Below are 25,035 nucleotides of genomic sequence, written 5' to 3'. Positions count from 1 at the left end.
GTTATGATATTCATTCTGTTTACAGTGGCAACTATTTTTGCAATATTTGTTTTCATAAACTTCATAATTTCCACACATTTATTGACATTATCTTCACAATTTTATGCGCACCCGTACTGAGAATCTCACTGACGTTGTGACCCCTAAAGCTAACTGGCCCCTGGCACTGGGCGCCGGTTTATTAGGTATTGGGCAAAACGGTTTGCTGGTTATGCTGCCGCAGCTGGTCTCCCTGACCGGACTGTCGCTCTCCGTCTGGGCCGGGCTGCTGATGTTCGGCTCGATGCTCTTTTTACCCGCATCGCCCTGGTGGGGACGCCAGAGCGAGCGGCACGGCTGTAAGATCGTTATGCTGGCCTCGCTGGGCGGCTATCTGGCGAGCTTTGTCGTGATGGCGCTGGTGGTCTGGGCGATGGCGAACGGCGTGCTGAATGCTCTCTGGGGAATGGCAGGCCTGGTGCTGTCGCGCATGCTGTACGGCCTGACGGTATCAGGGCTGGTGCCTGCGGCCCAGACGTGGGCCATTCAACGCGCGGGGCTGGATAAAAGGATGGCGGCGCTGGCGACGATAAGCTCTGGCCTTAGCTGCGGGCGTCTGCTGGGACCGCCTCTGGCCGCGCTGATGCTCAGCGTCAGCCCGGTCGCACCGCTCTGGCTGATGGCACTGGCACCGTTTATCGCGCTGCTGCTGGTGCTGCGCGAAGCCGCCGATCCCCCGCTGCCGCCGGTGGCGCACCAGTCGACGCGGTTACAGGCCTCCATGCTGCCTTTCCTGGTGCTGGCACTGCTGCTGGCGGCGCTGGTCAGCCTGATGCAGCTTGGTTTATCGCCGCATCTTCACCCGTTATTTAATGGCGATGCCGTGCAAATCAGCCATCATGTCGCGCTGCTGCTGAGCCTGGCCGCGCTGGCGACCCTGGCGGCGCAGTTTCTGGTGGTACGCCCGCAGCATTTTACCCCGAGATTTTTACTCTTAATTGCCGCGGTCTTGATGGTGGCGGGTCTTGGGCTGATGTGTCTCGCCAGTTTAGCCCTGTTCTACGTGGGAATTGTCATCACTTCGCTGGGGGCCGCCATGGCAACGCCGGGATACCAGCTTTTGCTCAACGATCGGCTGACGACGGGCAAAGGCGCAGGGGTGATCGCCACCAGCCATACGCTGGGGTACGGTGCCAGCGCGCTGCTGGTACCCGTGGTGACGCGCTTTTACGGTGAGCAGTTTTTGATTACTGCCGCATGGGGAATGGCGCTGCTGTTTCTCGCGGTGAGCGTGTGGGTACGATCGACCGATCGTACCTCTGCTGAACATTAGTGGAACGGATGAGAGGATGTGCTGGCTGCGTCCTCACTATGCCGCAGACGCTGAAGCGGATCCTGCTGATAAAACTGGCAAAAACGCTGCCATAGCGCCGGGAAGCGCGGAGCGAAAAGCTCAGGTGCGCTAAAGAAATACTCGGACAGTACCGCAAAACACTCGGCGGGATCGGTCGCGGCATAGGCATCAATGCTGGCCGCGCTTTCACCCACCAGGTCTATCTCATCCTGAATGTTTTCCATCGCCGCGTGCAGGTCGTGCTCCCATCCCGCGACTTCACGCAGCGGGATCAGCGGCACGCCGCTGGCGCGATCGCCGTTGCGGGTATCCAGCTTATGCGCCACTTCGTGAATGATCAGGTTGAAGCCCGAGGCATCGAACGAGTCCTGAATATCCAGCCAGTTGAGGATGATTGGCCCTTGCTGCCAGCTTTGCCCGGACTGCACCATACGCTGGTTGTGCACCAGCCCGATGTCATCCTCCCACTCATCATCGACGATAAACGGCGCCGGGTAGATCAGCACTTCGTGGAAGCCATCCAGCCATTCGATACCCAGCTCCAGCACCGGCAAGCAGAAGAGCAGGGCGATGCGGGAATTTTTAAGCGGATCCAGTTCGAAGCCCTGTAGCGGTACCAGCCGTTTTTGCTGTAAAAAACGCTCGGCCAGCTGAATCAGCTTTGATTGCTCTTCAGGCAAGAGATTCGCCAGCACGGGGATCGCCAGAGCCTCATCCCAGGGCAGCGCCATATTTCGACCAGCGTCGTTCGTTTTCCAGGGCCACTTAATCATCGCTTTGCTCGTTACTCGCACGTGAACAAAATGGAAAGGTCAGGGGCTGTTAGCATGCCAACATACTCTGTTAAGCAGTATGACACTCCTCTTCGGCTGCATGCAGACTGGCAGCCTGTTTAAGAGGAATCCAGCCCGCATAAACTATCACTATGTGCCGTCAGGTTGATAGCGCTTTAGGGGTATCCCCTTCATTTTGTGAAGTATGTCGTGCGTGACTATGATAAATCTCTTCTTACCCTACCGTGCTTAAGGATCCCGTCAGTATGCCCGTCAATTTTGACCTCAACGATCTCTATGCCTTCCGCGCTTTACTGGAATATGGCAATTTCCGTCTTGCGGCGGAGTCTATCTGCCTTTCCCAGTCGGCGTTGAGTCGCAGAATTGAAAAGCTGGAGGCGGCACTGGGGACAAAACTGTTCGACAGAACCACCCGGCGCGTCACGCTGACCCTGTATGGACAGACCTTTGCCGACCGATGCGGACAGCTGCTTGCTGATGTGGAGTCCATGCTTTCGGATATCGATAAGGCCAGCGAGGAGCGTACGGGGCTAATCACCGTGGCGACGGTGCCGTCCGCCGCCTGTTACTTTATGCCGGATGTTATCCGCCGCTTTCAGTCCCGTTACCCCCGCGTGCGCATAAAACTGATCGACAGCAGCGCCGGAAATGTTATCGAGGCCGTCACCCGCGGACAGGCGGATTTTGGTATCTGCTTTGCCCGGAGTTTGCAGCCCGACATCGAGTTTGTCCCGCTGGTGGAGGATGTCTACGTGGCTGCCTGCCGGCGCGACAGCCCGCTTGCAAAAAGAAAAAGCCTGACGTGGCAGGCTTTTTATCAGCAGGATTATATCGGTCTGGATAAGACCTCCGGCAACCGCAATCTTCTCGACCAGCGGGTCGGGCATATTCGGCCTGAGCGCCCCAGCATCTGCGAAACGCGGCACGTGACGACCATGCTGGGGATGGTTGAAGCCGGGATCGGCATTGCGGCCGTTCCCGCCATGTCAATGCCCCGCGCAGAGCATTCGCTGCTGACGTCGGTACCTTTAACCGAGCCTGAGGTCAGGCGAACCGTGGGGCTGATCCGCCGCCGCGGGCGGATCCAGTCCTATATTGCTGCCGAACTCGAAACGCTGATTACCGAGCAGTATCGCGAGGTGCACTGACGGGCGTTAAGCCCGTTGCCGTAATGACGCTGGCAGCCTGTGGCGAAGAGAGAAAGGCCAGCAGCGCTTTTCCCTGTTCGGGATGGTCAGCCTTCTGCGTTACGGCTCCGGCGAAACGGGTAATGTACTGCATGTCGTCAGGCAACTTACCCACAAACATCACCCCCGGGACCGGCAGAAGCTCGCTCACCTGCTGAAAGCCGAGATCGTATTTCCCTTTTGCCACTTCAGACGCCACCGGGATGCGCTCAACCCGGTGCGCTTTATCGTGGACCTGGCCGTCGATGCCCAGCTTACGGAACAGCTGGCTCTCTACATACCGGCCGCTGGCGCTGTCGGAATAAGCCATGGAATGCGCCTTCAGCAGCGTTTGCCGCAGGGCAGGCACCGTACTGATATCCGGCACCGGCGCGCCCGCTTTGACGACCATCCCGACGGGCGAATCCGCCAGCTCCACGCGAGAGCCCGCCGCCGTCCTGCGATCCTGTTCCAGTTTCGCCAGCGCATCGCCCACCATAATCACCACGTCCGCTTTTTCGCCCCGGGCGAGCCGGGCCGGAATGGCCTGCGGCGTTTTGCCCATCGACGGGCCGGAGATAACAATGAGCCTGTCACCGCTTTGCGCTTCGTACTGCGGCGTCAGCTTCTCCAGCGCCGCTTTGAAGCCGCCAGAAATCATCACCGTCACATCCTGCGCAAGCGCGCCCGCGCTGAGGGTGGCGAAGGTCAGGGCGGCAATCACCGTTCTGAATGTAAGCATGAGGAATCACTCCTTAACGGCAGTTTGCAGGATTAACGTGCGACGACGATAGAGATAAAGCGTTGCCAGCAGGGCGCAAACGGCGGCAAAGCTCATCCAGTAGCCCGGAGAGGCTTTGTCGCCGGTGTACTCAATTAAGGCAGTCGAAATCACCGGCGTGAAACCGCCAAAGACCGCCGTTGCCAGGCTGTAAGCCAGTGAGAAGCCCGCCACGCGCACCTCTGCTGGCATGATCTCCGTCAGGGCCGGGATCATCGCGCCGTTATACAGGCCGTAGAGGAAAGAGAGCCACAGCAGCACAGTCAGCATCATTGAGAAGCTCGGGGCTGCGGCCAGCATCGTCAGTGCCGGATAGCTGGTCGCCAGCGCCAGCAGCGTCATGGCGATCAGCACCGGTTTACGCCCGAAGCGATCCGACAGCGCGCCGCCCACCGGAAGCCAGATGAAGTTGGACACCGCCACCAGCAGCGTGACCAGAAGACTGTCCGACGCGCTAAGCATCAGGACTTTTTTACCGAAGGTCGGCGCGTAAACGGTGATCAGGTAAAACGCGGTGGTGGTCATCGCCACCATCAGCATGCCCGCGACGACTACCGGCCAGTTGGCGAGCAGCGTTGTGAAGACCTGACGCATTGCCAGATGGTGGCGACGGGCGCTGAATTCCTCGGTCTCTTCGAGCTTGCGGCGCAGGAAAAAGATAAACGGCACAATCAGACAGCCAAACAGGAACGGAATACGCCACCCCCATTCGCGAATGGCACTCTCTTCCAGCACCACATTCAGGGCGAAGCCCATCGCCGCCGCGATCATAATGGCGACCTGCTGGCTACCCGACTGCCAGCTGGTGTAGAAACCCTTGCGGCCCGGCGTGGCGATCTCCGCCAGATAAACCGAAACCCCGCCCAGCTCGGCGCCTGCCGAAAAACCCTGCAACAGGCGGCCGGTCAGCACCAGCAGCGGCGCCCACAGGCCAATGATCTGGTAAGAAGGGATCAGCACGATCAGGAAGGTTCCGGCGGCCATAATTGACAGGGTGACGATCAGCCCTTTACGGCGACCCACTTTATCAATGTAAGCCCCCAGCACAATGGCCCCGATCGGACGCATCAGAAAGCCCGCGCCAAAGACGGCGAAGGTCATCATCAGCGACGCAAATTCACTGCTTGCCGGGAAAAAAGTATGGGCTATGTAGGTGGCATAAAAGCCGAACAGAAAGAAGTCGAATTGCTCAAGAAAGTTGCCCGACGTGACGCGGAAAATCGCGCCCGCTTTGGCACGAAGCGTTGCAGGTGAGGTTGAGGAAACCATGATTATCTCCAGTTTTATAGTGACGTTATGCTCGTCTGTTTCTGAAAACTGGATCAGGAAGTGGAAATTAATAAGCGCAAATAGCGCATGGACTGATGCGTGTGGTGCATTAATGACAAAGCGTTGACCAGTATTTACATATTCAACAATAACTTAACATTTCGGTGATCTTTTATTTACTCGATTTCGCTAAGTTGCTGATATATCGGTTTTGTGACATCGCGCAGGTGAGAAGCCAGGCGGGGCCTGGCTTGGGATTATCAGCGCAGCGCGTTCGCAATCGCGCTAAACATCAGCGACGCTTCCAGCGGCTGGGCGCTGAATGACGGCTCTGCCTGCGGCCAGGTGGACCACTGGACGATAACCAGATTTTCTTTCTGATTAACCATGATCATCTGACCAAATATACCCAGCGCCCACAGGGAATCCTTCAGCGAATTTTCGACTTTCGGCTCCACGTTTGTGGCGGTGGCTGGTACTTCGTTGTTCCACCACTGGTAGCCGTATAACCCCTTCGGATGCGCGTCGGACACCGATCCTTTGGCCTGTGTCCAGGCTGAGGACTGTTTCACCCAGCCCTCGGGGAGGATCTGCTTCCCGTCCGGCAGCGTACCGTTATGCAGGATAAACTCCCCGAAACGCCCCCAGTCTTCCAGCGTGGCGTTGAACCCATGCGCACCCACGTCGTGCTGGCCTTTGCTGTAGGCATGCCACACGCCGTCGCTCGCCATGCCGTACGGCTGCCAGATGGTCTTCTCCAGATACGCCGCGAGCGTCATGCCGGTGGCGCGCTCAAGCACATCGCCTAACAGCCAGGCGCCACCCGAGGAATAGGACCAGTTTTCGCCCGCCGGGTGTTCACGGTGTAACCCCTTCACCAGGGTGCGCACGCAGTTGTAGGTGCCCGGCTTCGCTTCGCATTCGGTAAGCCGGGCGAAGTCAGATTGCGGGTTGGTGTAATCTTCGTTCCACGCCACGCCAGAGGTGTGGGTGATGAGCTGTTTTAGCGTTACGCCCTCCCAGGCGGTGCCTTTTAAGTCAGGTTCGTATTGGGTGACAAGGTCGTCCAGGGAGTGGATTTTCCCTTCTTTAATTGCAGCACCCACCAGCGCGGAGACCACCGATTTGCCCACGGAACGCGACGTCCAGAGCGTTGAGTCGGTATTGCCTTCACCCAGGTATTTATAGGCCACTTTGCCGTTTTTCAGCACCAGCATGCCGCTGACGTTCTGGCGTTTCAGGTAATCCTGAAGAGTGTAACTCTTACCCTTCACCTGATAGCGGGCATCGGTGAGCGGTTTTTCTGCGGGCAGCAGCGGCGTAGCGTTGCCGTGGCGGAACACATCCCCTGCGTAGTTGCGGTAGTCATTGCGAAAGCCCACCACGCGATCGGCCTGGCTCCAGGTGAGCATGGTATGCGCGTCCGGGAGTCTGGCATCGAAAGGCGCCGGACAGGTGGTGAGGTCGGTACCGTTGCAGGCCGCCATAACGGCGGGCGAGAGCAGGCTGCTGACAACCAGCGCCGCGAGCAGCGTGCGGTTTGTTTTGATTTTCATATTTATCTCGTTTGGCTCAGGAAGGACTTCAGTTTAAGAACCTGCGGCCTATAATAAAAAACGCGTTATGGGGGAAAATCCCCCGTAAAAATTGCGTGGAGAATGGCGTGGCATCACTGATCTATTCCTTTGCCCAGCTTGAGGCGTTCACTGCCGTCGCTGAACACGGCAGCCTGATGAAGGCGGCCAGTAAACTCGGCAAAGATCGTACTACCCTGCGGGATCTGATCGATTTCCTTGAGGATGGGCTGGGCTATGCTCTGTTCCTGCGGGAGGGGCGCAGCCTGCGCCTGACGCCGGAGGGGGAGCAGCTTCAGCGGCAGGCGCACCTGCTGATGCGCCAGGTCAAAGCGTTTGAGGCGTTTGCCAGATCGGTACCGGACAGCGCGACGCAGGACATTGCCCTCGCTTACGATCCGTTCACCCCCAGAGCTTTTTTACAGGCGCTGATTGCCACACTGGCGACGAAAAAGATCCGCCTGAGCCTGACCAGCGCATCGCGCGATGAGGCGGAAGCGATGCTGGCAAACGGTCAGGCCGATCTGGGGATCTGCCAGGCGCGCAACCGCAGCGTGGGCAATGAGATGGAGTGGCGGGCGCTGGGGGCGATCGAAATGGATTTTTACGCCGCAACGGCGCTTTTTGCGGAGGTTGCGTCGCCGGTGTCGCTGCTCGATCTCTCTCTGGTGCCACAGGTGATTATGCATCCCGCGTCAGACGAGCCGGTTGCCCGTCGCCTGCAAATTTCAGGGCACACGCTTTTCACTAACGAACTGGAAATGCTGCGCGGCCTGCTGGAACAGGGCTGCGGCTGGGGGTTTTTACCGACCCATCTTCAGGCAACGCAGTGGAAAAATGTAAAAAGGCTGCCCACCGAAGTGGGCAGCCAGGGGATAAGCCAGACGATGGTCACTATCTGGAAGCCGGGCAGCGACAAGCGCGGGTTGATCAACGATACGCTGTCGCTGCTTCCGGCGTTATGGAAACGTTCAGCGCTGTGAGCACCCTTTGCACTGTTTATTCTGGATCTGCTGGAAGAAGTCGTTGCCTTTGTCATCTACCAGGATAAACGCCGGGAAGTTCTCCACTTCAATTTTCCAGATGGCTTCCATTCCCAGTTCAGGATACGCCACGCACTCCAGACTCTTGATGCTGTTTTGCGCCAGCACCGCCGCCGGGCCGCCGATGCTGCCGAGGTAGAAGCCGCCGTGCTTATGGCAGGCGTCGGTGACCTGCTGGCTGCGGTTACCTTTGGCCAGCATGATCATGCTCGCACCGTGGGATTGCAGTAAGTCTACGTAGGAGTCCATACGCCCGGCGGTGGTTGGGCCTAAGGAGCCAGACGCGTAACCTTCTGGCGTTTTCGCCGGGCCTGCGTAGTAAATCGGGTGATCTTTAACGTACTGCGGCAGTTCTTCCCCGTTGTCGAGCAGCTCTTTCAGCTTCGCGTGGGCGATATCGCGCGCCACGATGATGGTGCCGCTCAGCGACAGGCGGGTGGATACCGGGTGCGAGGAAAGCTGCGCCAGAATGTCGGGCATCGGCTTGTTCAGATCAATGCTTACCACGTCGCCTTCTCCCTGCTGGCGCAGGGATTCAGGAATGTACTGGCCCGGATTGTGCTCCAGCTTCTCAATCCAGATCCCCTCGCGGTTAATCTTCGCCTTGATGTTGCGGTCAGCGGAGCAGGAGACCCCCATGCCGATCGGGCAGGAGGCGCCGTGGCGCGGCAGACGGATCACGCGAATATCGTGCGCGAAGTATTTCCCGCCGAACTGCGCGCCAAGGCCGAGGTTTTGCGCTTCCTGAAGCAGTTCCTGCTCAAGCTGGACGTCGCGGAACGCCTGGCCGTGCGCATTGCCTTCGGTTGGCAGGCCATCGTAGTAGCGCGCAGAGGCGAGCTTGACGGTTTTCAGCGTGGCTTCCGCTGAGGTGCCGCCGATAACGAAGGCGATATGGTAAGGCGGGCAGGCCGCGGTACCCAGAGTTCGCATCTTCTCAACCAGATAATTTTTCAGCTTCGCCGGGGTGATCAGCGCTTTGGTTTCCTGATACAGATAAGTTTTATTGGCGGAACCGCCGCCTTTCGCCATGCACAGGAATTTATACTCGTCACCATCAACGCTGTAGAGGTCGATCTGCGCGGGCAGGTTGGTGCCGGTGTTCACCTCTTTATACATATCCAGCGCCGCATTCTGCGAGTAGCGCAGGTTGTCTTCAATATAGGTGTTATACACGCCCTGACTCAGCGCCGCTTCGTCACCGCCGCCGGTCCAGACGCGCTGGCCTTTCTTACCCATAATGATTGCCGTACCGGTATCCTGACAGGTGGGCAGCACGCCTTTCGCCGCAATTTCGGAGTTGCGCAGGAATTGCAGGGCAACGTACTTATCGTTCTCGCTGGCTTCCGGGTCGCTCAGAATAGCCGCAACCTGCTTCTGGTGAGAGGTGCGCAGCATAAATGCCGCGTCGTGGAAGGCCTGCTGTGCCAGCAGGGTCAACGCCTCTGGCTCGACTTTCAGCACTTCCTGACCGTCGAACTCGGCAACGGAAACGTGCTCTTTGGTCAGCAGATAATATTCGGTGTCGTCATGCGCGAGGGGGAAGGGGTTCTGGTAGATAAAGGGTTTGTTTGACATAGCTTGCTCCACAAAAATTTAACCGCCGGAGGAAATGTCCGGCGGTCAGGAATCAGAACATCATGGACATCCACGGGTAACCAATCAGCAGCAGAGCTGCCAGGAAGATGGCACCGAAGATGGTACCGAGGCGCCAGTAGTCTTTGGTTGGCAGGTAGCCGCTACCGTAGTAAATCGGGCTTGGACCCGTACCGTAGGGGGTAATGATCCCCATCACGCCCAGCGAGGTCACCATCAGCAGAACGAACACTTCCATATTCATGCCCGGAATGGTGGAGGCGATGGTCAGCATCGCAGGCAGCAGCGCCGTGGTGTGCGCGGTGGTGCTGGCGAACAGGTAGTGCAGCAGGTAGAACGCCAGCAGCAGCACGATGGTGGCGACACCCGGAGAAATACCGCTCATCAGCAGGCCGCCTTCTTTACCCAGCCAGCTGATAAAACCGGTGGAGGAGAGGCCATCCGCCAGCGCCACCAGGGTGGCGAACCAGACGAAGGTATTCCACGCGGCTTTGTTACCGGTGATATCGTTCCACTCCAGCACGCCGGTCCACAGCATCAGGCCAACGATCAGCAGGGCAGCCATGGCCGGTTCAATCCACGCCGCGGCGAAGATCCACATCAGCAGCGCACAGCACACGAACACCAGCAGCAGGATCTCATTGCGCGACAGTTTGCCCAGTTTTTCCAGTTCACGGGTCGCCCACAGCGGTACTTCGTTGTTTACCTTCACTTCCGGCGGGTAGAACCAGTAAGCCAGTAGCGGCATGGTCAGGATCAGCAGGATGCCCAGCGGCAGGAAGGCGAGGAACCAGGTCCCCCAGGAGATATCAATTCCAACCGTGCTTTTTACCAGCGCCAGCGCCAGCAGGTTAGGTGCCAGAGCGGAAAGGAACATCGAGCTGGTGATACAGGCCGCGGTGATGGCTACCCACATCAGATACGAACCGATTTTGCGCGCGCTTGGGTCATTGGGTTTTGAACCGTACAGCGGCGGCAGGTTGGCGATGATCGGGTAGATGGTTCCGCCGCTGCGCGCGGTGTTGGACGGGGTGAACGGGGCCAGCAGCAGATCCGCAAACGTAATGGCGTAACCGAGCGTGAGGCTGCGACGGCCCAGGTACTTCACCAGAATCAGCGCCAGACGGCGGCCGAAGCGGGTTTTGTCGTAGCCTGCGGCGAACATAAAGGCACCGAAAATCAGCCAGACGGTGGAGTTACCAAACCCGCTGACCGCCCATTTAAAGGAGGCGCCCGCCAGCTTGAATTTTGGGTCAGCCAGCTGTTCCGGGCTAAAGAGTACCCACTGGCTGCACAGCGCAATCGCCACGACGCCGGTAAGACCGATCACGGCGCCCGGCAGCGGTTCGAAAATTAAGCCGACGATGACGCCGACAAAGATGGCGAAGTAGTGCCACGCATAAGGCGGCAGCCCTTCCGGAACGGGGACAAACAACAGCAGGACGGCAACAATGACGGGCAAAGCCATCATCAGCAGTCGTTTTGCTGTTCCATTTGATGCCAGATTCGCCGCAGGAGGCGTTACAGCAGTTTTTGTATTCATAGTTTCACGTCTTAAGTTGTCAAAAATTCGTCGCCCGGCGAAAACACAAATTCGATTGAAATATCCTTTTTGCTTTTTTTAGTTATTTAAGGTGCGGGTTTGTGTTTTCACTAATAGCGATTTAACGCATTTTTGTTTGCGCTAAATAAAAAATGATGATGTTTTTATATTGCTCTTTTGAATGCCATAACTATTGATCGCGATCAAAAAAACGGAACTGAATGGCTATTTTTATATTTTTTATAATAACCACTCTGAGTAGTGTGGTTATTCGCTAATTTTACGCATCTTATGTATCAAAACTATAACATTTGAATTCTGGTGCTTTTGTTTATCGTTGTTTTGTAAGGTTTTTTTATAGATTTGGTGTATTGGTTTGACCTTTTATAATTTAACTTTTTTTAAATTCTTGTGAACGAGTGAAACATTCCCGCTAACACCAATGTGTTATTAATGTTATCGAAGGGATTAAATAGTTTATTAACTAACGTAATGACTTTGGAAACTAAAAAAAGCTTTATATTACTATCATGACATCGGCAAAAAACACGAAATAAAAAATCATCCCGATAACGAATTCTTAATTTTTAAAGTTTGGAGTTTCTATTATGAGCACTAACGAACGTATTTTAAGCCCCTTCACATTACCGAATGGTACTGAACTGAAAAACCGTTTGTTAATGGCCCCGATGACAACCTGTACCGGTTATTACGATGGCACCGTGACCAGCGAGCTGGTGGAGTACTACCGCGCCCGTGCGGGCAGCATCGGCACCATCATCGTTGAGTGCTGTTTTGTTGACGATCTCGGCCTGGCGTTCCCGGGCGCAATTGGTATTGATAACGACGAGAAAATCGCCGGGCTGGCAAAAATCGCTGACGCTATCAAGTCCAAAGGCTCCAAAGCCCTGCTGCAAATCTACCACGGCGGCCGTATGGTCGACCCAAAACTGATTGGGGGTCGCACGCCGGTTGGCCCAAGCGCCGTTGCCGCGCCGCGTGACGGTGCCGCCACGCCGGTTGCCCTGACCGCGGAAGAGGTGGAAGGCATGATCGGCAAGTTCGGCGAAGCCGTGCGCCGCGCAATTCAGGCCGGGTTCGACGGCGTCGAAATCCACGGGGCGAATACCTATCTGATCCAGCAGTTCTTCTCCCCGAACTCTAACCAGCGCGACGACGAGTGGGGCGGCAGCCGCGAAAACCGCGCGAAATTCCCGCTGGCGGTGCTGGACATTACCCACAAGATGGTGCGCCAGTACGCGGACGACGCGTTTATCATTGGCTACCGTTTCTCTCCGGAAGAGCTTGAAGTCCCGGGCATTCGCTTCGAAGACACCCTGTATCTGCTGGAAAAACTGGCCGCGCGCGGGGTAGATTATCTCCACTTCTCCCTTGGCGCCGCCCTGCGTCCTTCTATCGTCGATACTCAGGACCCGACGCCACTTATCGAAAAATACTGCGCCATGCGCTCTGACACGCTGGCGCAGGTACCGGTAATGGGCGTTGGCGGCGTGGTGAATGCCACGGATGTGAATGAAGCGCTGGATCACGGTTACGACCTGATTGCCGTTGGCCGCGCCACCATCGCCTATCCGGACTGGACCGATCGCATCGCGGCGGGCGAAAGCCTGGAGCTGTTTATGGACAGTACCCGACGCGAAGAACTGAGCATCCCGGAACCGCTGTGGCGCTTCTCGCTGGTGGAAGCGATGATCCGCGACATGAGCATGGGCGAATCTAAATTCAAACCGGGCACCTTTATTGAAAAAGTGCAGGACGATGCTAACGAGCTGGTGATTAACGTCAGCCTCGAAACCGACCGCATCGCCGATATCGAACTGGCCTCTGGCCCGAGTGAAGACGTCGAGTTTGTCACCAGCTTCGAAGAGATCCGTACCCGTATTCTGGATGCCAACACCCCGCACGTGGACGCGATTACGGGCGCGACCAGCCAGAGCGAGGCGGTGAAAAAAGCGGTCTCGAAGGCGATGCTGAAATCCAGCAAAGCGCTGGCGGCGGAAGAGGGCGCAGACCCGAATGAGACTAAAAGCGTGGATGTGGTGGTGGTCGGCAGCGGCGGCGCCGGTCTGGCAGCGGCGATTCAGGCGCATGACGAAGGCGCGAGCGTGCTGATCGTCGAGAAAATGCCCACCATCGGCGGGAACACCATTAAAGCCTCGGCCGGGATGAACGCGGCGGAGACCCGCTTCCAGCGCGTGAAAGGTATTCAGGACAGCAAAGAGCTGTTCTACCAGGAAAGTCTGAAAGGCGGTGGCAACAAGAACGACCCTGAACTGCTGCGTCGCTTTGTCGAGAACGCGCCGCAGGCTATCGAATGGCTGGCCACGCGCGGCATTATGCTGAACGACATTACCACCACCGGCGGGATGAGCATCGACCGTACGCACCGTCCGAAAGACGGTTCCGCAGTGGGCGGGTATCTGATCAGCGGCCTGGTGCGTAACGTCAACAAGCGCAACATCGAGGTGATGCTGGATACCTCCGTGAGCGACATCATTTTCGAAAATGGCGAAGTGACCGGCGTGCGTCTGACCACCGAAGAGAACGAAACCCTCACCGTGGCAACTAAAAGCGTGATTGTGGCAACGGGCGGCTTCAGCGCCAACAGCCAGATGGTGGTGAAATACCGTCCGGATCTGGCAGGGTTCGTTACCACCAACCACAAAGGGGCGACCGGAGGCGGTATCGCGCTGCTGGAGCGTATCGGTGCGGGCACCGTGGATATGGGCGAAATTCAGATCCACCCAACCGTTGAGCAGAAAACGTCGTATCTGATTTCCGAATCCATCCGCGGCGGCGGGGCGATTCTGGTAAACCAGCAGGGCAACCGCTTCTATAACGAAATGTCGACCCGCGACAAAGTCTCGGCGCAGATCATCGCGCTGCCGGAGAAATACGCTTACATCGTCTTTGACGAGCATGTTCGCGCCAAAAACAAAGCCGCGGATGAGTACATCGCAAAAGGGTTTGTTACCAGCGCCAGCTCGCCAAAAGCCCTGGCGGAAGCGCTGGGGATGGATCACCACCAGTTCCTGGCAACGCTGGAACGCTACAACGGCTTTGTGGAGAAACAGCACGACGATGATTTCGGTCGCACCACCGCGCTGCGTGCGCCAATCAACGAAGGGCCGTTCTACGCCATTCAGATTGCACCGGGCGTTCACCACACCATGGGCGGCGTGACCATTAACACAGAAACCTGCGTGCTGGACAGCAACCACAACGTATTGCCGGGAGCGTTTGCTGCGGGTGAGGTTGTCGGGGGCATCCATGGCGGTAACCGCATCGGCGGTAACGCGGTGGCAGATATCATTATTTTTGGTACGCTTGCAGGACATCAGGCGGCTATGCGTTCGAAAACACGGTAAGGCTCCTGTTTCCCCGGCGGCGCGGTGCCTGCCGGGGCTACATCTGAGGACTCATGAAATGCCTGATAGCCATCGCGTTTACAGCTACTCCGCCGTTCTGATGGGATCGCCCATCCTCCTGAAACTCTTTTCCCATGACGAAGCGCTTGCCTCTCGCGTGTTTCGCCTGATCAAACAGTACGAAGATCTGCTTACCGTTAACCGAGCGCACTCCCAGGTAATGGACATCAACCATGCGGCCGGTCAGCATCCGGTTGCCGTCAGTCGCCCGGTGTTCGAGCTGATCCGCTGCGCGAAAGCGGCCAGCCTGCTTAAAGACAGCGCCTTTAACCTGGCGATCGGCCCGCTGGTGAAATGCTGGAAAATTGGCTTTAAGGGGGACGCTGTACCGCCCGCGGACGAGATCGCCGCCTTGCTGGGCATCACGCATCCTGCGGACGTGGTGCTGGATGAAGCCAACAGCAGCGTGTTCCTTACTCGCCAGGGAATGGAGATCGATCTGGGGGCCATTGCTAAAGGCTATATCGCCGACAGGGTGCGGGATCACCTCCTTAAAGAGGGCGTTGAACTTGGGCTGATCAACCTTGGCGGCAACGTCCAGACGTTAGGCTCGCCGGAGGGCGGCTGGCGCGTCGGCCTGAAAAAACCGTTCGCCGGTGACGCGCTGATTGGCGCCATGACGGTCGAAAACCGGTCGGTGGTGACGTCAGGCACCTATGAGCGCTACTTCGAGCTGAACGGCAAACGTTATCACCACATACTTGACCCACGCACCGGCTACCCGCTGGATAACGAACTGGACAGCGTGACGATTATTTCGCCAGACTCCCTCGACGGCGATATCTGGACCACGCTGATCTACGGCATGGGCGTGGAAAAGGGCTGCGCCGCGCTGCGTTCGCGCCCCGATATTGAAGCCATCTTTGTCACAAAAACAAAAGAAGTGGTGATCTCCTCGATGCACCACTTCCGTTTTACCCTTCTGGACGACAGCTACCGAATTACTGGCAGTACTGTTTGAGTAGGCCGACCTGTTCCGGCTGCAAACGGTAGCGATATACCGGCCGGCCGGTAGCGCCGTAGTGAATGCTGGTGAACAGGATATTAATTTGCGCCAGCCAGATCAGGTATTTGCGGCAGGAGACGCGGGAAATGTTGACCGCATTCGCCAGATCGTCGGTGGAAAACTCTATCTCCGGATGGCTGTCGATCCACTGGCAAATGGTGCGCAGCGTCTGCGGCGTCAGGCCTTTCGGTAATTTTTTGCTGTCGGCCAGCTCCGGCGCGCCGCCGTGGATCAGCCTGTCGACGTCGGCCTGTTCATAATACTGATGCGATCCCATCAGGCTGCGCTTTGCCTTCCAGCCGTTCAGCGCCTCTTCAAAACGCGGGAACTGGAACGGTTTAATCAGGTAATCCACCACGCCATAGTGCATTGAGGTCTGGATCGTTGCGGCGTCGGAGGCCGACGAGATCATGATGACGTCAATCGGGCGGCCCGACGCGCGGATGATGGGCAGCAGATCCAGCCCGTTATCCTGCTGCATATAGACATCCAGCAGCACCAGATCGATCGGCTGGCCTGGGTTGGCGATCAACGCCTCGGCCTGGTTGAGCGTGGAAGCGACGCCGCAGCAGCTAAAACCCTCAACGCGGTTAACATACAGACGGTTGAGGTCGGCTACCATGGCGTCATCATCGACAATTAACACATTTATCACGCGATATTCCTCTCGCTATCCCAGGGGATCTGAACAAAAAATTGGGTAAATACGCCAGGCTCCGACTCGACGGTAATATCTCCGCCCAGATTCTGGATCTGCTGACGCGCAAGGAACAGCCCAACGCCGCGGTTTTCACCTTTTGTTGAGTAGCCCTTTGTAAAAATAGCCTCCAGCCGCTCGGGATCAATGCCGGGACCGTCATCGCTGACCTCACCGCTCAGCCAGCCGTTCTGATAGTGCAGCAGCAGGCCGATCTCGCCTTCCGGCTGGCCTTCCATCGCATCCAGGGCATTTTCGATTAAATTGCCCAGCACGGTGATCAGCACCGCAACCTGCTCTTCATTGGCGGTGTCAGGAAGCTGACTCTCCTCCGCCAGCGTCAGGGTCACTCCGGCCTCTTTAGCGCGGTTAATTTTACCCAGCAGGAAGCCCGCAATGACCGGCGATTTAACTTTGCGCTGTATTGCGCCGATATCCGTCTGATAATTCTGCGCGGTCTGGATGATGTACTCCTCCAGCTTATCGTAGCGCTTCATGTGCAGCAGGCCGAGGATCACGTGCAGCTTGTTCATAAACTCATGCGTATGGGAGCGCAGGGCATCAACGTAGCTGACCATGCCATCAATACGCTGCATTAACTGGCTGATTTCGGTCTTATCGCGGAACGTGCTGATCGCCCCGATCACCTGATTCTGGCTTTTCACGGGGACCATGTTGCACAGCAGCAGCCGCCCGTTACAGCCGATCTCCTGATCCTGGCGGGCAATGCCGGTCCTGGATACTTCGCGCAGGCTGGCCAGCAGCGGTTCACTGCTGCTTTCGGAGTGCTGGCCCGAGGTCAGGAGTAATATTTCTCTGGCGGTGTGGTTAATCATCGTCACGCGCCCGTGCATATCCACGGCCATCACGCCTTCGCGCAGGGACTGCAACATGGCCTGGCGCTGCTCAAAGAGGGCTGAGATTTCGTAAGGCTCCAGCCCAAAGAGGATACGTTTCAGAACCCGGACCAGACCCCATATCGCCACTGAGCTCATCAGAACGCTGAATAAGATGGTCCACACGGCGTTGAGCCGCCCGCGGGCAATCTGATCTTCAACTTTATTCAGCGAAATACCCACCACCACCACGCCGATCTGGTCGTGCTGGTCGTCATACACGGGCGTAAAGACGCGCAGCGCTTCCGCGAGCGCGCCGCGGTTAACGGAGACATTCTCTTTCCCTTCCAGGGCGGGCGTCAGATCGTCGCCAATAAAATGCAAACCTAACAGCGCTTCGTTTGGATGGGAATAGCGGATCCCACGCAGGTCGGTGACCACGGTAAACAGCAGGTCGTTGCGCTTCGTCACCGCCTCGGCAATCGGCTGGATGATGCCAGCCTGCGGCGATTCCATCAGGCCACGCTTGATCTCCGGGCTGTCGGCCAGCGTCCGGGCGATACCCAGCGCGGTATCTTTCACGTCATCGCGCGTGGCGCGGGTGATCTGCACAGAGTACAGCGCGAAGACCACCAGCAGCACCGAGCCGATAATCGCGCACACCATCAGCGTAACCAGCGTATTCAGCTTCATAGGGCGCTTGCGCGTCGGGGGGAAGGGCTGCAAATCGCTCATTAACACTCCGCGATGAATAAGAAAGGGCTAATTATCGCTGATGACGGGCGTTTCATAAAGCCATGTAAAGAGAGGCGTTTCGTGAGCCTCCTCTCAGGTGACCTATATAAAACACTTTATAGTGTGAGGGTACTCATAATAAGGAGGCAGTTTATGAGCATTATGCTTACCGGTACGGCCAGGGAAAGACGGCACGCCAGCACCACGAACATCGACAGATTATCGACGCTGGATATGCTTAACGTCATACATCAGGATGACGCGCAAATCTCTTCTGCACTTACCCCTCACTTAAGTATGCTGGCCCGCGTGGTGGATAACGCGGCGGCGACGCTTAGCCACGGCGGACGTCTGGTACTGACCGGCGCGGGCGCGTCCGGACGCGTGGCTGAACAGGCGGCAGAAGCGTTTGCGCCGGGAAAACATCCCGTCATTGCGATGACAGCAGGCGATCACGCCGGCAGCTACGCGCGCGGCGTTGCCGACCTTCAGACGATAGAATTTGGCGAGCATGACATGATGCTGGCGCTGTCCGTCAGCGGCAAAACCCCATGGGTATGGGGCGCGATGCGTCATGCGTGGTCTCTGGGCTCAACGGTTGCGATCATTACGGAGGATGCGCAAAGTGAAGCGGCGCAGCTGGCGAGCATGGTCATTGCCCCCGAACTGGGCGCGGATGTGGTGGCCGGGTATACCAACGCTAAAGCAGGCATTGCGCAAAGCATGATCCTGCATATGATCACCACCGGTCTGGCGGTACGTTCCGGACGGGTGTACAGCAACCTGCGCGTTGATCTGGAGGCAAGCAACACCAGATGGGCCGAACGACAAATTGCCATTGTGATGGAAGCGGGGGGATGTAGCCGGGCGCAGGCGAAGGCCGCGCTGGAAAGCTGTAACCACCAGTGCAAAACGGCGGTACTGATGGTGCTGACAGGGCTGGATGCCTGGAAAGCGCACGAATTGCTGGCGCAGAATAACGGGTTTGTTCGCCTGGCCTTGCAGGAAGCGCCATAACATTTCAGCGTCAAATAAAAAAAGCCCGCATCGCGGGCTTTAATATTGATGGGAATTAGAACTGGTAGGTCATGCCTACGCCAACGATGTCATCGGTAGAAATACCGTTGTCATTGTAGAAGGCATCATCTTCGTCCAGCAGGTTGATTTTATAATCAACGTAGGTGGAGAAGTTTTTGTTGAAGCTGTAGGTCATGCCCACGTCGATGTAGTTAACCAGATCCTGGTCTACATAGTCATAGCCATTGCCTGGGTGATAATCGTTACCGCCCAAATCGATGCCTTTAGAATAGACCCACGCCAGGGATGGACGCAGACCGAAGTCAAACTGGTACTGCGCTACGGCTTCAAAGTTCTGTGTTTTGTTGGCGATGCCATCGTTGCCGTACGGAGTCATGTTACGGGTTTCCGCATACATCATGGCCAGGTAGACATCATTAGCATCGTATTTAGCACCGATTGTCCACGCTTCCGCACGTTCACCGCCAGCATATTTGCTGAAGCGGTTATAGGTGCCAGCGCCGTAAGCGACCTGGTCGTTAGTACGGTCAGAGGAAGAATAAGCCGCACCCAGCGTTAGGCCGAAATCGAAGTCATAGGTGGTAGACATACCGAAGCCGTCGCCGTTCTGGAAACGAACATCATCATGGCCGTTTTTGGTGCCTTCCTGATTTTCGTTTGCGTTGCCACCTTCATTATTACCCTGGTATTGCAGCGCAAAGTTCAGGCCGTCGACCAGACCGAAGAAATCGTTATTACGATAGGTCGCCAGACCGTTAGCACGACCGTTCATGAAGTTATCGGTCCAGGTGTAAGAATCTCCACCAAATACCGGCAGCATATCGGTCCAGGCTTCAACGTCATACACGACGCCGTAATTACGGCCGTAATCAAATGATCCGTAGTCGCCATATTTCAGGCCAGCGAATGCCAGACGGTTGAAAGATTTATCCCCTGCGCCTTCGGTGTCGTTAGCGTAGGTTTTATATTCCCACTGGCCATAGCCTGTCAGGTCGTTCGTGATCTGCGTTTCGCCTTTGAAACCCACCTGTACATAGGTTTCATCGCCGTCGTCGCCTGGGTTGTCGGAGAAGGTATGACGCGCATCAACCTTACCGTACAGGTCAACTTTGTTGCCATTCTTGTTATACATTTCCGCCGCATTTACTGCGCCAGCCATTAATAAGGCGGGTACGAGAATTGCCAGAACTTTTCTTTTCATTATATATTCCCTTTAAATATAAATTGTCTGAATATATGTAATTACCCTCCGTAACTACATGGCTGATACTATTCTATGGATTATTATTTAGGTTCAAAAATAAATGTAATTAAAGTGGTAAAAATATTACAAAATATTTCTTTTTATCTCTTTATTTTTCACGTGAATTAATTCATTGAAAATATAGCGGGTAATTATTATTAAGTATTTCGTAATTCTATTTATAAAGGGTTTTAATTCGGGTGTATTATAATTCACTTACTTTTGAGCAACAGGACAGGATGATGGAACTTGCGCAGTGGCAACACCGTTTTGAGCGCTGGCTCGACGAAAATCATTTTACTGATGATACGGCGCACGATATCGCCCATTTTCGCCGCGTCTGGATGACGGCGCAGGGTATTATGGCTGACGAGGATAGCGATCCGCTGGTTGTGCTGACCGCATGCTACTTCCATGACATTGTCAGCCTGCCGAAAAATCACCCGGAACGTAGCCACTCCTCGCGGCTGGCAGCGGGAAAAACGCGCGAGATCCTGAGTCGCGATTTTCCTGATTTTCCGCCGGATCGTTATGCAGCCGTTGAGCATGCTATTGAAGCGCACAGCTTCAGTGCCGGTATCGCGCCGCAAAGCCTGGAGGCCAAAATTGTGCAGGATGCCGACCGGCTGGAGGCGTTAGGCGCTATCGGCCTGGCGCGCGTCTTTGCCGTCTCCGGTGCGCTGGGCGCCGCGCTGTTTGATGCCGACGACCCGTTCGCCGGAACACGAGCGCTGGATGATAAAGCCTTCGCGCTCGACCACTTTCAGACCAAACTCCTGCGCCTGCCTGACACCATGCAAACCGCGCGGGGGCGCGAACTTGCGCGTCACAATGCCGATTTTCTGATCCAGTTTATGGCGAAGCTGAGTGCCGAATTACAGGGCGATTACCTCGGAACCGACAGCCAGATATTGACCCATTTCCGTCGCAGTGTGCGATCCTGAACTGTGGTACTCTGTTTTCTGTCTTTATTGTCCGGTTAAGAGAATGCAGGAAAATCGATCAGTGACTGTGCCCGCGCCTGAGCGGGTTGAGAAATCAACGGCAGCCGTGCAGGCACTCCTGCGTCAGCTGCTGGAAATGTATGATGCTAAAACGCTGGCAAACCAGCTGGTGGCCCATGGCGAGAGCCACTGGAGCCCGGCGATACTCAAGCGGCTGCTGATAAGCGACAGGGCAGGGCACCGCCTGAGCGACGGTGAGTTCCGCTATCTGCAAAATTTGCTGCCGCGTCCTCCTGCTGCGCATCCAAATTATGCCTTTCGCTTTATCGATCTCTTTGCCGGTATCGGCGGCATTCGCCATGGCTTTGAAGCTATTGGCGGGCAGTGTGTATTCACCAGTGAATGGAACAAACATGCCGTCCGTACCTATAAAGCCAACTGGTATTGCGATCCCGACGCGCACCAGTTCAACGCGGATATTCGGGATGTCACGCTGAGCCACAAAACCGGCGTCAGCGATGAAGAGGCCGCCGAACACATTCGCAATACCATTCCGGCGCACGATGTGCTGCTGGCGGGCTTTCCGTGTCAGCCGTTCTCGCTGGCTGGCGTGTCGAAGAAGAACGCGCTGGGACGCGCACACGGCTTTGCCTGCGATACGCAGGGCACACTGTTCTTTGATGTTGCCCGGATCATTGATGCCCGCCGCCCGGCAATTTTTGTGCTGGAGAACGTCAAGAATTTAAAGAGTCATGACGGCGGCAAAACCTTCCGCATTATCATGCAAACGCTGGATGAACTGGGTTATGACGTGGCGGATGCAGAGGACATGGGGCCGGACGATCCGAAAATTATCGACGGCAAACACTTTCTGCCGCAGCACCGAGAACGCATCGTGCTGGTGGGCTTCCGCCGCGATCTCAATCTGAAAGGCGATTTTACGCTGCGTGATTTGCCCTCGCTGTATCCGGCGCGCCGCCCGACGGTGGCCGATCTGCTGGAGCCCGCCGTCGATGCGAAATTCATTCTGACCCCGGTGCTGTGGAAATACCTCTATCGCTATGCCAAAAAGCATCAGGCCAAAGGCAATGGCTTTGGGTTTGGCATGGTCAATCCGCTTAATCCTGACAGCGTGACGCGTACGCTGTCGGCGCGCTATTACAAAGATGGCGCGGAAATTCTTATCGATCGCGGCTGGGATAAGGCGCTGGGCGAAAAAGATTTTGACGATCCCCAGAACCAACAGCACCGACCGCGGCGCTTAACGCCGCGCGAGTGCGCCCGTTTAATGGGCTTTGAGACGCCGCAGGGCTACAGTTTTCGCATCCCGGTATCAGATACCCAGGCCTATCGTCAGTTTGGCAACTCGGTGGTGGTGCCAGCCTTTGCCGCGGTAGCTAAACTGCTGGCCTCACGCATCAGCAAGGCCGTTCAGCTTCGTCAGAGCGAGGCCGTCGATGGCGGACGTTCACAATAAGGCCACGCGCAGTAAAAACATGCGTGCCATCGGCACGCGTGATACCGCGATTGAAAAACGGATCGCGGGTCTTCTGACCGCCGCCGGGTTTGAATTCAGGGTTCAGGATGCCACGCTTGCCGGGCGTCCTGATTTCGTCATCGACGCGTACCAGTGCATCATCTTTACCCACGGCTGTTTCTGGCATCATCACGACTGCTATCTGTTTAAAGTCCCGGCGACACGCACCGACTTCTGGCTGGAGAAGATTGGCAGGAACGTCGAGCGTGATAAACGCGATGTTTCGCAGCTTTACGCTCAGGGCTGGCGGGTGCTGATTGTCTGGGAGTGCGCGCTGCGTGGAAGAATGAAGCTGAATGACGTGGAACTGACGGAGCGGCTGGAAGAGTGGATCTGCGGCGGCGGTCAGGCCGCGCAGATCGATACCCAGGGCATTCACCCGATCACGGTTTCTCCACCTCACACCTCGTGACAATCGGTTTCGCGGGCAGCAAATATTTACCCAGCGTGACCAGTACCACGGCAAAGACAATCACACCCAGCGCCAGCCATTCAATCGTCGACAGCACTTCGCCCGCAAAACCGGTACCCAGCAGCACGGCAACCACCGGGTTAACGTAGGCGTAGCTGGTGGCAACCGCCGGTGAGACGTTGCGAATCAGGTACATATAGGCGTTGATGGCGATAATGGAGCCAAACAGCGCCAGATACCCGACGGCCAGGAAACCTGAAAGGTCTGGCATCGCCGTCAGTTTTTCACCCGTCAACGCGGAGGCAATCAGCAGCACAATGCCTGCCGCGAGCATCTCAATCGCACCTGCCATCATCCCGGAGGGCAGCTCGATGCGTGAACCGTAGACCGAGCCGAAGGCCCAGCTCATGGAGCCGATCATGATCAGAACGGCAGCCCAGGGGTTCCCGCTCAGGTTACCGCCGCTGTTCAGCAGGATGATACCCACAAGCCCAATCGCGATGCCCAGCCATTCGAGCTTACGGGTGCGGATCCCGAAGAGGCGACTAAAGCAGAGCGTAAACAGCGGCACGGTTGCGACGACCACTGCGGCGATGCCCGACGGCACGTTCTGGTGTTCGGCGACGGTTACCGCGCCATTGCCCACCGCCAGCAGCAGCAGGCCAATCAGGGCGGCGTTAAGCAGGGGACGCCGCGGCGGTAGTCTGTGGCCGCGCAGCAATAAAAACGCCATCAGCAGCACGCCGGCCGTAAGGAAACGAATACCGGCCATCATCAGCGGGGGCCAGCTTTCCACGCCTACACGAATGACAAAATAGGTGGACCCCCAGATGATATACAGGGAAAAGAGTGCTCCAATGAGCGGTAATAAATGCCGGAAACGCATAGTCCCTCACGACGAAATAAAAAGTTCGCTCATAGTTAACGCCAAAACTATCAGCCTGGCGAGTGCTTTAATTGTGTTGTTGATGTGAAATTTTTGTTGACGCGAGGTGCCAGTTTCCGGGCGGTGAGTTTTGTTCCATACTATTCACTTAATTAGCAAAAAAAGAAGGAAAGAGATTTTGGCAGGAAGTAGCTTATTAACATTACTGGACGACATCGCCACCTTGCTGGATGACATTTCGGTTATGGGAAAACTGGCGGCGAAAAAGACCGCCGGGGTACTGGGAGATGATTTGTCGCTTAACGCGCAGCAGGTCAGCGGCGTGCGGGCGAACCGTGAGTTGCCGGTGGTGTGGGGCGTTGCGAAAGGGTCCTTTATTAACAAGGTGATCCTCGTTCCGCTGGCGCTGCTGATTAGCGCCTTTATACCCTGGGCCATTACGCCCCTGCTGATGATTGGCGGGGCGTTCCTGTGCTTCGAGGGTGCCGAAAAAGTGTTGCATATGTTCGCTGCACGCAAAGAGAAAGACACCCCGGAAATGCGCCAGCAGCGTCTGGAAGCGCTGGCCGCGCAGGATCCAAAAACGTTTGAACGCGATAAGGTCAAAGGCGCGATCCGCACGGACTTCATCCTCTCAGCCGAGATTGTGGCGATTACGCTGGGGATCGTCTCAGATGCCCCTCTGATGAACCAGGTGCTGATCCTGTCCGGCATTGCGATCCTCGTGACGATAGGGGTTTATGGCCTGGTCGGGCTGATCGTCAAGCTGGACGATATCGGCTTCTGGCTGGAAAAAAAATCCAGCGCAATTGCGCGCGGCATTGGGAAAAGCCTGCTGGTGCTGGCGCCGTGGCTGATGAAAACCTTGTCGGTGGTGGGAACCCTGGCGATGTTCCTGGTCGGCGGCGGAATTATCGTGCACGGTGTTGCTTCGCTGCATCACATGATTGAACATTTTGCGTCAGGCCAGGGAGCGGTAGTTGCTGCAATTCTGCCCACACTGCTTAACCTCGTACTGGGCTTTATCGTCGGTCTGATTGTGGTAGCCGTTGTTAAGCTGGTTGAAAAAGTACGCGGGAAATCGCATTAATTATTGCTGACCCCGGATGCAAAAAGACTATTCCTCGTCTAAATTGAAAACGTTTCACCCTGA

General features: G+C 56.4%; 20 protein-coding genes. 10 read left to right on the top strand and 10 right to left on the bottom strand.

Annotated features, from left to right (window positions below; genetic code table 11):
- The first annotated feature begins 103 nt into the window (after window positions 1–103).
- Window positions 104–1,312 carry an MFS transporter gene (locus tag ACOTWU_RS09230; RefSeq protein WP_126499114.1) on the top strand — a complete coding sequence of 403 codons (1,209 nt, stop codon included), beginning with the start codon at window positions 104–106 and terminating at the stop codon, window positions 1,310–1,312.
- On the opposite strand, the gene mtfA is transcribed toward ACOTWU_RS09230, so the two are convergent.
- On the bottom strand, window positions 1,309–2,106 hold the full coding sequence (mtfA, locus tag ACOTWU_RS09225) for a DgsA anti-repressor MtfA (RefSeq protein WP_126499115.1): 798 nt from the start codon (window positions 2,104–2,106) through the stop codon (window positions 1,309–1,311). The genes ACOTWU_RS09230 and mtfA overlap by 4 nt on opposite strands.
- Window positions 2,107–2,372: 266 nt before the next feature.
- Between mtfA and ACOTWU_RS09220 the strand changes: the two genes are divergently transcribed.
- On the top strand, window positions 2,373–3,275 hold the full coding sequence (locus ACOTWU_RS09220) for a LysR family transcriptional regulator (protein WP_003859540.1): 903 nt from the start codon (window positions 2,373–2,375) through the stop codon (window positions 3,273–3,275).
- Here the strand turns inward: ACOTWU_RS09220 and ACOTWU_RS09215 are convergent.
- From ACOTWU_RS09215 to ACOTWU_RS09205, 3 genes are all read right to left on the bottom strand, one after another.
- The gene (locus tag ACOTWU_RS09215) at window positions 3,247–4,035 is read right to left on the bottom strand and encodes a substrate-binding domain-containing protein (RefSeq protein ID WP_045328718.1); all 789 of its coding nucleotides are present in this window, start codon (window positions 4,033–4,035) and stop codon (window positions 3,247–3,249) included. The genes ACOTWU_RS09220 and ACOTWU_RS09215 overlap by 29 nt on opposite strands.
- Before the next feature lie 6 nt (window positions 4,036–4,041).
- On the bottom strand, window positions 4,042–5,343 hold the full coding sequence (locus ACOTWU_RS09210; RefSeq protein ID WP_126499116.1) for an MFS transporter: 1,302 nt from the start codon (window positions 5,341–5,343) through the stop codon (window positions 4,042–4,044).
- A 260-nt stretch (window positions 5,344–5,603) separates the two neighbouring features.
- On the bottom strand, window positions 5,604–6,899 hold the full coding sequence (locus tag ACOTWU_RS09205) for a serine hydrolase domain-containing protein (protein WP_126499117.1): 1,296 nt from the start codon (window positions 6,897–6,899) through the stop codon (window positions 5,604–5,606).
- Window positions 6,900–6,994: 95 nt separating this feature from the next.
- On the opposite strand from ACOTWU_RS09205, the gene ACOTWU_RS09200 reads away from it, so the two are divergent.
- Window positions 6,995–7,900: a LysR family transcriptional regulator gene (locus ACOTWU_RS09200; protein WP_017383325.1), complete on the top strand. Its 906-nt coding sequence runs from the start codon at window positions 6,995–6,997 to the stop codon at window positions 7,898–7,900.
- On the opposite strand, the gene fumA is transcribed toward ACOTWU_RS09200, so the two are convergent.
- Window positions 7,889–9,538: a class I fumarate hydratase FumA gene (gene fumA, locus ACOTWU_RS09195; RefSeq protein WP_045333373.1), complete on the bottom strand. Its 1,650-nt coding sequence runs from the start codon at window positions 9,536–9,538 to the stop codon at window positions 7,889–7,891. The two genes, ACOTWU_RS09200 and fumA, sit on opposite strands and share 12 nt — an antisense overlap.
- A 52-nt stretch (window positions 9,539–9,590) precedes the next feature.
- Window positions 9,591–11,099 carry an anion permease gene (locus ACOTWU_RS09190; protein ID WP_017383327.1) on the bottom strand — a complete coding sequence of 503 codons (1,509 nt, stop codon included), beginning with the start codon at window positions 11,097–11,099 and terminating at the stop codon, window positions 9,591–9,593.
- Window positions 11,100–11,707: 608 nt separating this feature from the next.
- On the opposite strand from ACOTWU_RS09190, the gene ACOTWU_RS09185 reads away from it, so the two are divergent.
- Together ACOTWU_RS09185 and ACOTWU_RS09180 are read left to right on the top strand one after the other, a co-directional pair.
- Window positions 11,708–14,488, top strand: coding sequence for a flavocytochrome c (locus ACOTWU_RS09185; protein ID WP_017693133.1), 2,781 nt, complete (start codon window positions 11,708–11,710; stop codon window positions 14,486–14,488).
- Between the two features lie 58 nt (window positions 14,489–14,546).
- Entirely contained in the window at window positions 14,547–15,509 is a 963-nt protein-coding gene (locus ACOTWU_RS09180) for an FAD:protein FMN transferase (RefSeq protein ID WP_017693134.1), read from the top strand.
- On the opposite strand, the gene dcuR is transcribed toward ACOTWU_RS09180, so the two are convergent.
- Together dcuR and ACOTWU_RS09170 are read right to left on the bottom strand one after the other, a co-directional pair.
- Window positions 15,490–16,209: a two-component system response regulator DcuR gene (dcuR, locus tag ACOTWU_RS09175; protein WP_003859556.1), complete on the bottom strand. Its 720-nt coding sequence runs from the start codon at window positions 16,207–16,209 to the stop codon at window positions 15,490–15,492. The two genes, ACOTWU_RS09180 and dcuR, sit on opposite strands and share 20 nt — an antisense overlap.
- Window positions 16,206–17,822 carry a sensor histidine kinase gene (locus ACOTWU_RS09170; RefSeq protein ID WP_032619380.1) on the bottom strand — a complete coding sequence of 539 codons (1,617 nt, stop codon included), beginning with the start codon at window positions 17,820–17,822 and terminating at the stop codon, window positions 16,206–16,208. Before ACOTWU_RS09170 ends, dcuR begins: the two co-directional genes overlap by 4 nt.
- A 153-nt stretch (window positions 17,823–17,975) precedes the next feature.
- On the opposite strand from ACOTWU_RS09170, the gene ACOTWU_RS09165 reads away from it, so the two are divergent.
- Entirely contained in the window at window positions 17,976–18,839 is an 864-nt protein-coding gene (locus tag ACOTWU_RS09165) for an N-acetylmuramic acid 6-phosphate etherase (protein ID WP_015572428.1), read from the top strand.
- Window positions 18,840–18,894: 55 nt separating this feature from the next.
- On the opposite strand, the gene ompC is transcribed toward ACOTWU_RS09165, so the two are convergent.
- On the bottom strand, window positions 18,895–20,061 hold the full coding sequence (gene ompC / locus ACOTWU_RS09160) for a porin OmpC (RefSeq protein ID WP_039270499.1): 1,167 nt from the start codon (window positions 20,059–20,061) through the stop codon (window positions 18,895–18,897).
- Window positions 20,062–20,345: 284 nt separating this feature from the next.
- On the opposite strand from ompC, the gene ACOTWU_RS09155 reads away from it, so the two are divergent.
- Genes ACOTWU_RS09155 through ACOTWU_RS09145 form a run of 3 tightly spaced genes read left to right on the top strand, consistent with a single transcriptional unit; the run spans window position 20,346 to window position 22,996 of the window.
- A complete protein-coding gene (locus tag ACOTWU_RS09155) occupies window positions 20,346–21,047 on the top strand; it encodes a phosphohydrolase (protein WP_047637062.1) in 702 nt (233 codons plus the stop codon).
- 43 nt (window positions 21,048–21,090) lie between these two features.
- Window positions 21,091–22,524 (top strand): DNA cytosine methyltransferase, encoded by a 1,434-nt coding sequence (locus ACOTWU_RS09150; RefSeq protein WP_086524581.1) that lies wholly within the window; start codon window positions 21,091–21,093, stop codon window positions 22,522–22,524.
- On the top strand, window positions 22,505–22,996 hold the full coding sequence (locus tag ACOTWU_RS09145) for a very short patch repair endonuclease (RefSeq protein ID WP_017383335.1): 492 nt from the start codon (window positions 22,505–22,507) through the stop codon (window positions 22,994–22,996). Before ACOTWU_RS09150 ends, ACOTWU_RS09145 begins: the two co-directional genes overlap by 20 nt.
- On the opposite strand, the gene yedA is transcribed toward ACOTWU_RS09145, so the two are convergent.
- Window positions 22,968–23,882: a drug/metabolite exporter YedA gene (gene yedA / locus ACOTWU_RS09140; protein WP_063404603.1), complete on the bottom strand. Its 915-nt coding sequence runs from the start codon at window positions 23,880–23,882 to the stop codon at window positions 22,968–22,970. The two genes, ACOTWU_RS09145 and yedA, sit on opposite strands and share 29 nt — an antisense overlap.
- A gap of 178 nt (window positions 23,883–24,060) precedes the next feature.
- On the opposite strand from yedA, the gene ACOTWU_RS09135 reads away from it, so the two are divergent.
- A complete protein-coding gene (locus tag ACOTWU_RS09135; protein WP_017383336.1) occupies window positions 24,061–24,972 on the top strand; it encodes a DUF808 domain-containing protein in 912 nt (303 codons plus the stop codon).
- Window positions 24,973–25,035: the final 63 nt, after the last annotated feature.

This window comes from Enterobacter cloacae complex sp. GYL001 (assembly GCF_049237125.1).
GTDB lineage: Bacteria > Pseudomonadota > Gammaproteobacteria > Enterobacterales > Enterobacteriaceae > Enterobacter > Enterobacter hormaechei_C.
This window is presented reverse-complemented; position numbering and strand designations above follow the sequence as displayed.